The organism is Aminiphilus sp., assembly GCF_029975095.1.
In the GTDB taxonomy this organism is placed as follows: domain Bacteria; phylum Synergistota; class Synergistia; order Synergistales; family Aminiphilaceae; genus Aminiphilus.
This window is the reverse complement of record NZ_JARKPW010000078.1, coordinates 1-7,909: the sequence shown is the minus strand read 5'-3', so window position 1 is coordinate 7,909 and position 7,909 is coordinate 1. Positions and strand designations below refer to the sequence as shown.

The window sequence follows — 7,909 nt, the reverse complement described above, 5'->3', positions numbered from 1 at the left end:
AGTGCGGCGCATTCTCGCGGCGTTGGAACCTCCAAAGCCGCTGCTCCCAAGGCTTCCACTGAGGGATGTTCCGCAGGATGACGCGTTGCTCATCGAGCAAATGTTCGCGTCGAGGCGCGGTCCGACGATCCGCAGGCTTTGGAGCGGCGAGACTCTGCACAAAAGCTCGTCAGAATCCGACTACGCACTCATGGGAGACCTCTCCTACTGGACCGGAGGCGACGTGGAGCGCATGATCCGGCTCTTTTTGAGCAGTGGGAGGGCTGAACGAGCTAAAGGGCGCCGCGCCGATTACCTGGTGCGCATGGCGCAAAAGGTGGCGGTCTGATGATGGGAACCCTCGAACTCGTCGCGCTTGGCGGCGAACACTTTACAGACATGGGAAACGCAAAGCGCCTCGCGTTTCTCCACGGAGACAGGATTCGCTGGTGTCCGTCCATCGGATGGCTCGTCTTCGATGGGACGCGGTGGCGCGGCAGCGACGATTCAGAAATTTTAGGCTTCGCGAAAGATGTTCCCGAACTCCTCCTGCGCCAGGCGGCGGACGAAACGGCGAATCCCGAACGGCGCAAAGCACTCGCGAATTGGGCACTGGCAAGCGAGCGCGCAGGGGCGCTTTCTGCGATGGGGAAACTGCTCAAAAGTGAAGTTGGAATTCGCGTCGAAGAGTCAGCGCTTGACAGTGATGCGGAACTCCTGAATCTCCGGAACGGAACGCTCGATCTCCGCACGGGGGAGCTGCTACGCCATAGCCCGGGGGACCTCATGACCAAGGTTGCCGGAGCCTCTTTTGACTCCGCCGCGACGTGCCCCGGGTGGGAGCGGTTCCTGTTAGAAGTGATGGGTGGCGACGTGGAGCTTGTCGGGTATCTGCAACGATTCGCCGGGTACATGCTGACGGGAACAACGAGGGAGCAGTGCTTTTTGTTCCTCTCCGGGCTCGGCGCGAACGGGAAGGGCGTTTTTGTGGAGACTCTCGCGGCGCTGCTTGGAGAGTACGCGGCGCCACTATCACCGGGCGCGCTCGTAGTGAAGTACGGAGACCAACCAACAAACGAACTCGCGGCGCTCCGTGGCTGTCGTTACGTGTTCTGCTCCGAGGTGGAGCCCGGCAAAACGCTCGACAGCGCGCTTTTGAAGGCGATGAGCGGAGAGGACTCTCTTCGCGTGAGGTTCCTCTTTCGGGAGCACTTCACGCTCAGACCACAGTTCAAGCTCGTCTACTCCGCGAACGGTGCTCCCCGCGTGCGGGATACCTCGTATGGGTTTTGGCGACGATGCAAACACATCCCTTTCAACGTTACCTTCCCTCCTGAGCGGCGAGATCCGGAACTGCGGAGCAAGCTCCTGCAAGAGCTGGACGGGATTCTGAATTGGGCGCTCTCGGGGCTTCGGGAATGGCGACGGGACGGCTTGAAGGAACCGCGCATCGTCAGTACGGCGACGCGGCAGTACCAAGATGACCAAAGCGTTGTGCTCTCGTTTTTGGATGACACGACGCGGCGAATCCCTGGACACGACGTTCCACTGTCGAGGTTGCACGAGGCTTTTGTTGAGTGGGCGAAGCGCAACGGTGAACGGGTAATCTCAAACAAAGCGCTCAGGAAAGAGCTCGAAGCGGCGGGATTCACAGCACGAAAGGGCATGTGTGGTGTCATGGTAGAAGGACTTGCATTCACAGCGGTGGAATAGCGCAGAATGGGAGCATGACGCATGACGGAAAATCGTCATTTTTAGGTAATAGCTCGCGAAGAGGATATACGAGGGTAATTACCTAAAATCGGTCAATTTCCGTCATGCGTCATCTGCGGGACTTTAAAGCATGAAAGGGGAGGCTCCTATGAGTGTGGTCGAAAACGGGTTTTACGTCTACGAGTTGGGACCTGTGGACTACTTTGACGGTGCGATGACGGTTGATCAGGCGATCAAATCGAGCAACGAGGACGTCGGACAGGAGATTCTGCGGAGCTTTCTACAGGCGGCAAGGGCTGTGATTGACGAATCGTCGTGGGAAGGCACCATCACCGATGGTCCTTACGTGATCGCACTTCCGCCGGTTGACGGAGACTTCTCGCTCCTGTGGGGGTTCATATGGAAGCAGTACAACAACGGGACGACCTTCGTCGCCTCTCCGCTGGCTCTTCGGTGGCTTGACGAGCCTTCCTATTCTCAGACGGGAAAGAAAGGACACGGCGCATGAGCCCCGTTACGGTCGCGGCGGTCCACGAAAGCGGACACTCCGTAGCAAGGGTTCGGTTGGGGCTTCCCCTCTATGTGGCGCGCCTCGACTCTTCCGGAGGCGGGGAGGTTTTAGCTGTCCAGGGGGCGCGGGGAATCCGTTTAGCGGATGCTCCAGGGGAAGCGGTAAGGCGCCTCGTGGAAGGCATTCCTGAAACAGTGCGAAGAACCTGTGTCGCCTTGCTGGCAGGTCCCGTGGCGGAGGTGCTCTTCCTGCACGGGACCGGCACAGAACCCGCTCTTCAGGAGCTGCTCGATTGCTCCCGGGAGGACTCCGGAAACTTGCTATCCCTCATGCGAGCGCGGTGCTCCGGGGAGGAGTCGCAGGAAAAAATGTTCACAAGGGAGGTGAACGTCACAACAAGGTTGGTGCGGCGCTGGTGGTGTGACATTCTTGCAGTGGCAGAGGTCCTGGAATATCGCCGCGTTCTTACGGGCGACGAGATCTCAAAAATCGTGAAGGGGGCAGTTTAGTATGAGTTGGTGGGACCGGCTGGGTTTTGGTGGCGACGAGATGGACCAGGAGGCAAAAGAGCGCCTCAATGCTGCGGGGAAGCGGGCGGACGCTGCACGGCGAGCAGGACAGCCCACAGCGGCGTGGGCGATAGAGGAATCCGCTCTCCACAACGAGGCGGTCCGGGAGCACAACGAGCGGGCGGCTGCGTATACGCGGCGCTATCTTGAACGGGAGGCGGCGCTCGAAGAGGTGCGGCGAAAAGAGCGCATCGCGCTCCAAGATGCGCGTGGCGAGCGAATTCCCGAGGAGCTTAAATTGTTCACAACCTGCGACGGCTGTCCCAGTGCGCGGGGGTGGATCTCGGGAAACCCTGCTCTGCGGGAAGCTCCGCATCTCTGTCCGCATTGCGAAGGAACGGGGCAGGAACTGACGCAATTTGGACGGCATCTCCTCCGGTTTCTTCAGTGGTTGGACGCGGATCGTCCGCGAGTGATTTCCGACGTCGAGCTTGCGGCGAAGGTGTCCATTTTTGAAGAGCAGCTCGAACGACAGGCGGAGGACACACGGCTTTTCAAGGCGGCTGAGGCGGGAGCAGCCGAGGCACAGGAGCAAGCCCAATCCATTGTGAGCCGGGCACAAGCGGCTGCGTTTGAGGCTGAGCAAAAGCGCATTGAAGCGGAGCGAAAGATCCGACTTGAGGCAGAGGCAGCGCGTCTCCGCACGATGAACCTCGGGGAGCGTGACCTTTACCTTTCGGCGCTTCCTGAAGGGCGGCGGAAGGATCTGGAATTGCTGCTGGAGGGGGCACCGGCGAAGAAGCAAAAGCCCTAGAGGCGACGCACAGAGGTTTTCCCCTCAGCTCAATTTTCGCGAGCACCGGGTTGAGGGGAAAAAACCGCACACACGCTTCGATAAAAAAGGAGGCACGCCGTGGACGTTCCGCTTTGGGCGCTGCGCCTTCTGGCTCCGGACATCCTCGCCGCGCTCCGGCTCCTGGACAGGCTCGCGGCATTGCCCCTCGTCCGCAATCCACGTCTCGGCGAAATCGTCAAGGGTGGCGAGGCGTATTTCCTCCAGAACCAGCACGCGGAGACAAGGGAAGGACTCGAAAAGGTCCTCCCGGGAATCCGCGCATTGGCTGAGATGATCCACGAACTCCCACAGAAAGACCGGATGGCTGTCGAGGCGTATCTGACGGACGACCGCCTTCCACGAGGCGGAGCCGCCGCACTGGCGAGGTTTACGAAGAGGGCTGTTGGAAGGAAGGTGCTGCCGCGTGAATAAGATACGGGCGCTTCTGGGCAAGTTCGCATCGGATGAGATCGCGGAGGCGGTCTACCTGCTCCGGCGGTTTCCAAAGGACGAGAGATCCCTGGCGCTTTTGTCGAAGCTCCCGAAAACGGAGCGCGTGGAGAAAGAGGTGGAGTTCCTCACGCGACGCTGTGATCGCATGAGGGAAGCGCTTTCCTCTCTCAGCCGGGAGGACCGAGAGCTTCTTGAAGCGCGGCACTGGCGCGGGGAGCGTGATCCTTTTCACGCCTCCGAACTCCGAAGGGCAGAGGAACGGCTGTGCGGGGCACTGGCGGAGGCGGACTCGCGCTAAGCCCCGAGTCTCTCCGGGCGTGGGGCTCAGACGTGGAGCGAGAAGAGACGATGCGGGACGGACGCCTTTGGAGCAGAGGCCCCTTGGGGAGACGAAAGAGACCCGGGGAGGAGGCTTTTTCCTCCGCCCCGTTGTGGCGCGGGTCCTTCCTGGCGAAAACGACAGGGGTCGGAAACACCGCGCCGACTTCCCCGGTTAAAACTGAGAAATTATGGTTCACATTTTAGATTTCAGGTTCAATGACGGAAACCATTTTCGACTCAAAAGGCTGTGCTTCTGTCTTGTGACAAAGTGAAGCAACGTCCTCTTGCAGCCTCGCCATCTCCCGGGCGACGAGCCTGCACAACTTTATGTGTCGGTAGAATTCATCACGCCTTGGACCTTCCGGGAAGACTTTCCATTCATCTAGAACGTCCAAAAGATGGTCAAGCAGGATGTGCAACGGCTCCCGGCAAAGGCTGATCCGGTCTAGAATCTCGTCCACTTCGTTGATCGTCATGCCGATTCTCCTTTCCTCATTCCGCCACGCCGCGCCACGCGGCACCTAATCCGCCGTCTCTCGATAAAGAAACCTCCCCAAATGCCCGTGTGAAATAAGGGCATCTGCGTCGATTTACGGGCATGTAGCGCGGGAGCCCTTGTGAATGCTGATCTGGTCGTGATCCCGTCGTATGCGCGGCACATACCGTATAGATAGGGTATCCCTACGGTATCAGGCTCTCGTCGCAATCGCACTCGGGGATCTCCTCCTCTTCGTCATCCCGGACTCGCTGATTCATACAATCAAGCCCGTAGTTGACAAATGCGCACTCTCGGCAACTCGACACGCCGTCGTTGATGCAATAGCTCGGTTTCATGCCTCTTCACCTCCTTTCTCGCAACTTCCCCATGCGCTTCCGGGGTTCTTCTTTCTGGAGCAGGGCATTGACCGGGGATGCTCTGTCGTGCGAGGTCCGGAGGTCGTCGTCCGAGAGCGCGAGGTATTGCCTGGTCATGTCCAGGGTGGCATGCCCCATCCCCTTCTGGAGCGTCATGACATCGCCACCATTCCGAAGGTAGTCGATGGCGTGCTGGTGGCGCAGGTCGTAGGCGGAGAAGCGGGAGAGCCCCGCCTTCTGGGCGTAGCGGCGGAGTTGGACCGTCCATGCGTGGGTGTCCATCGACGCGCCGTAGGAGGTGCAGAAGACGGGAGCTTTCCCCTCATTCCATTCTTCCGGGCGTGCGGCAAGCAGACGTTCCAAGAGTGTCTTCACGTGGTCCGAGAAGAAAACCGTTCTTCCTGTCCGCGTCTTCGCGGTGGCGGCGCGGATGCGGGCGCGGCAAGCGGAAAGGTCGATGTCTGAGGGGAGAAGCTGGAGCGCCTCCGAAGGGCGAATGCCGCAATCGAGTGAGAGAAGGAAGAGCGCCTTGTCCCTGAGCCCGGCAAAGGTGTCTTCCGGTATGGCGGACAGCACCTTTCGGAGGTCGTCCGTGTCGTGGTCCACGATGCGGGGCTCCTGGCGGCGATATTTCAATCCCTCGGCGGGGGACTCGTCGAAGATGCCTTGGCTCACGCAGAACCGGAAGAAAGGGTGCAGCACCTTGAGCCGGACGTTGTACGTGGCGGGGCTGATGCCGTCCTGTGCGAGGTAGTCCAGCAGGCAATCACGGCAAGCGGGGCTCCATGCCGTGGGATATCGGCGGAAGAAGGCGCGGACATTCTCCTCATATCCTCGGAGAGTTCGCGGTGCGGCGCCTTGTGCCTTCCGGAGAGAGAGAAACCGGGACATGGCATCTTGCCACGATTCCGGGGCTCTTTGGGAAATGTGCGCGATTCTGGCAGCTTTCACGGGGTTCACTCCTTTGAATGTCAATGTCCCTGGAGGAAAAAACCGCCGAATTTTGAGCATCTGCCAAGGGGGAAAATAAACTGTCGCAAGGGGAAACGAAATTTGTCGCAAAGGTGTTGACATCCCTGCCGCAGCTCGATATACTATGCCTCGCGTCGGTGGGCATGGGGGCGGATAGCTCAGCGGAAGAGCACCTGCCTTACAAGCAGGGGGTCGTTGGTTCGAACCCAATTCCGCCCACCAACAAGAGTTTTATGGCAACGGCAGTACGCGGGGTTGTAGCTCAGTACGGTTAGAGCGCCGGCCTGTCACGTCGGAGGTCGCGAGTTCAAGTCTCGTCAGCCCCGCCATTCTTTTCGCCCGATCGGCGAGATAGCTCAGTAGGTAGAGCAGCGGACTGAAAATCCGCGTGTCCCCAGTTCAACTCTGGGTCTCGCCACCATTTTTCCTTTGAGGTGCGGAAATAGCTCAGCGGTAGAGCACAACCTTGCCAAGGTTGGGGTCGCGGGTTCGAATCCCGTTTTCCGCTCCAGGAACTTCCCGAGGCGGCATAGCCAAGTGGTAAGGCAGAGGACTGCAAATCCTTTATCCCCCGGTTCGAATCCGGGTGCCGCCTCCAGAAAATAGACTCAACCAAATGAGACACACCGGATTTCCAGAGGGTTTTCGTGTTTCTCCATAAAAAGTCATCTATGCAATCGAAGCATCGGGAAACGCCTTTGGATATTCCTCGGTAGCTCAATCGGCAGAGCGGGTGGCTGTTAACCACTAGGTTCGAGGGTCAAGTCCTCGCCGAGGAGCCAAAATTCAATCCGCTGATTTCAGCGGTTCTTGTTTAACGCAAGGCCCCGTGGGGTGATCCCCTCGGGGTCTCGTCGTTTCCGGCGTGCCCACGCCGACTTACGCCCGCCCGCACATTTACCCTGATTCTCCGTTTCGAAGCCCGCAGTCCGGGGGCCGGGTGCAACCCTGGGGGTTACGGGCGCTCACCGAAAATGTCCCTTCCGAATTCTCCCGTTCTCCGTTTTTCGACCCGCCTTGTTTAACAGCCCGACTGCATCCGGACATCCGCTTCGACATTTCGAACTCCCCTCCGGTAGGTATCTGCCGAAAGCCGGACCAGTGGGTCCGGCGCAAGCGGATTACCAGACAGCGGAAACAGCCGTGAGATCGGAGACCGTTGTGGGTGCCGGCGACATCGCCTTCAGGCGGTGTCGAACGGGCTCCAACGGCCTTCTCGATGACCGGCCTATCCAGTCCCGCGGCATCCATGACGGAAACCTTCCGCGGCCTCCCGCAAAAGGAGGACCGGATGCCGGCCAACGAACACGTCCCAATCTCTCTCGACGAGGTGATATCGGAGATCGCTACGATCCTTGCCCGGGGTTACATGCGCCATCGAGACGGACGCCGAATCGCCCCAGATTCCGGCAGTGGGGCAGAGCATGTGGCGCAAGTTGAAGAATCTGAGGCGTTTACGGAGAAACGCCTTGATATTCCGGGCCACCGAAGCCTTCATTCATTCACGAGTTAACGCCCTGAGATTGCGGTGCGGACGGGCCGCCCGCGGGGCGAAGCCCATGAACCAAGGAGGTTTCGGATGGAAGCAACAACGTATCAAGAGGTCCAGGGGCTCTCCCGGATGACCGTCGGAGAACTCCGGGACAAATACCTCGAGGTCTTTGGGGAAGAGACCCGCTCCTACCACAAGGAGTTTCTTCGCAAGCGAATCGCCTGGCGAATCCAGGCCCTGGCGGAGGGTGACCTTTCGGAGCGGGCCCG

At 59.5% G+C, this 7,909-nt stretch carries 11 protein-coding genes and 6 tRNA genes; 14 read left to right on the top strand and 3 right to left on the bottom strand.

Going from position 1 to position 7,909, the window contains the following annotated elements:
- The 7 genes from Q1K49_RS04825 to Q1K49_RS04795 all read left to right on the top strand — a co-directional run.
- Positions 1 to 328, top strand: a 328-nt coding sequence (locus tag Q1K49_RS04825) for a hypothetical protein (protein ID WP_300523412.1), incomplete at its 5' end; no start/stop codon positions are given.
- Entirely contained in the window at positions 328 to 1,692 is a 1,365-nt protein-coding gene (locus tag Q1K49_RS04820; RefSeq protein WP_029165547.1) for a phage/plasmid primase, P4 family, read from the top strand. The genes Q1K49_RS04825 and Q1K49_RS04820, both read left to right, overlap by 1 nt.
- A 148-nt stretch (positions 1,693 to 1,840) precedes the next feature.
- Positions 1,841 to 2,200 (top strand): hypothetical protein, encoded by a 360-nt coding sequence (locus tag Q1K49_RS04815; protein WP_029165546.1) that lies wholly within the window; start codon positions 1,841 to 1,843, stop codon positions 2,198 to 2,200.
- On the top strand, positions 2,197 to 2,712 hold the full coding sequence (locus tag Q1K49_RS04810; protein ID WP_029165545.1) for a hypothetical protein: 516 nt from the start codon (positions 2,197 to 2,199) through the stop codon (positions 2,710 to 2,712). The genes Q1K49_RS04815 and Q1K49_RS04810 overlap by 4 nt, the downstream gene beginning before the upstream one ends.
- Position 2,713: 1 nt before the next feature.
- Positions 2,714 to 3,526: a hypothetical protein gene (locus Q1K49_RS04805; RefSeq protein WP_300523408.1), complete on the top strand. Its 813-nt coding sequence runs from the start codon at positions 2,714 to 2,716 to the stop codon at positions 3,524 to 3,526.
- Positions 3,527 to 3,625: 99 nt separating this feature from the next.
- Positions 3,626 to 3,979, top strand: coding sequence for a hypothetical protein (locus Q1K49_RS04800; protein ID WP_029165543.1), 354 nt, complete (start codon positions 3,626 to 3,628; stop codon positions 3,977 to 3,979).
- The gene (locus Q1K49_RS04795) at positions 3,972 to 4,298 is read left to right on the top strand and encodes a hypothetical protein (RefSeq protein ID WP_029165542.1); all 327 of its coding nucleotides are present in this window, start codon (positions 3,972 to 3,974) and stop codon (positions 4,296 to 4,298) included. Before Q1K49_RS04800 ends, Q1K49_RS04795 begins: the two co-directional genes overlap by 8 nt.
- Before the next feature lie 223 nt (positions 4,299 to 4,521).
- Here the strand turns inward: Q1K49_RS04795 and Q1K49_RS04790 are convergent, their stop codons facing one another.
- The 3 genes from Q1K49_RS04790 to Q1K49_RS04780 all read right to left on the bottom strand — a co-directional run bounded on the left by Q1K49_RS04790 (position 4,522) and on the right by Q1K49_RS04780 (position 6,127).
- Positions 4,522 to 4,797, bottom strand: coding sequence for a hypothetical protein (locus tag Q1K49_RS04790; protein WP_029165540.1), 276 nt, complete (start codon positions 4,795 to 4,797; stop codon positions 4,522 to 4,524).
- 205 nt (positions 4,798 to 5,002) lie between these two features.
- Positions 5,003 to 5,155 carry a hypothetical protein gene (locus tag Q1K49_RS04785; RefSeq protein ID WP_157367349.1) on the bottom strand — a complete coding sequence of 51 codons (153 nt, stop codon included), beginning with the start codon at positions 5,153 to 5,155 and terminating at the stop codon, positions 5,003 to 5,005.
- A gap of 6 nt (positions 5,156 to 5,161) precedes the next feature.
- Complete coding sequence (locus tag Q1K49_RS04780) at positions 5,162 to 6,127, bottom strand: tyrosine-type recombinase/integrase (protein ID WP_300523399.1); 966 nt, start codon at positions 6,125 to 6,127, stop codon at positions 5,162 to 5,164.
- A gap of 168 nt (positions 6,128 to 6,295) precedes the next feature.
- Between Q1K49_RS04780 and Q1K49_RS04775 the strand changes: the two genes are divergently transcribed.
- The 7 genes from Q1K49_RS04775 to Q1K49_RS04745 form a co-directional block, all read left to right on the top strand.
- Positions 6,296 to 6,370 (top strand) — tRNA-Val (locus Q1K49_RS04775).
- A 29-nt stretch (positions 6,371 to 6,399) separates the two neighbouring features.
- Positions 6,400 to 6,477: transfer RNA gene (locus Q1K49_RS04770), tRNA-Asp, on the top strand.
- 16 nt (positions 6,478 to 6,493) lie between these two features.
- A tRNA-Phe gene (locus tag Q1K49_RS04765) sits at positions 6,494 to 6,569 on the top strand.
- Positions 6,570 to 6,584: 15 nt separating this feature from the next.
- Positions 6,585 to 6,659, top strand: a tRNA-Gly gene (locus Q1K49_RS04760).
- Between the two features lie 12 nt (positions 6,660 to 6,671).
- Positions 6,672 to 6,746: transfer RNA gene (locus Q1K49_RS04755), tRNA-Cys, on the top strand.
- 108 nt (positions 6,747 to 6,854) lie between these two features.
- Positions 6,855 to 6,930: transfer RNA gene (locus Q1K49_RS04750), tRNA-Asn, on the top strand.
- 797 nt (positions 6,931 to 7,727) lie between these two features.
- The coding region (locus Q1K49_RS04745) for a DUF2924 domain-containing protein (RefSeq protein ID WP_300523397.1) at positions 7,728 to 7,909 on the top strand (182 nt) is incomplete at its 3' end.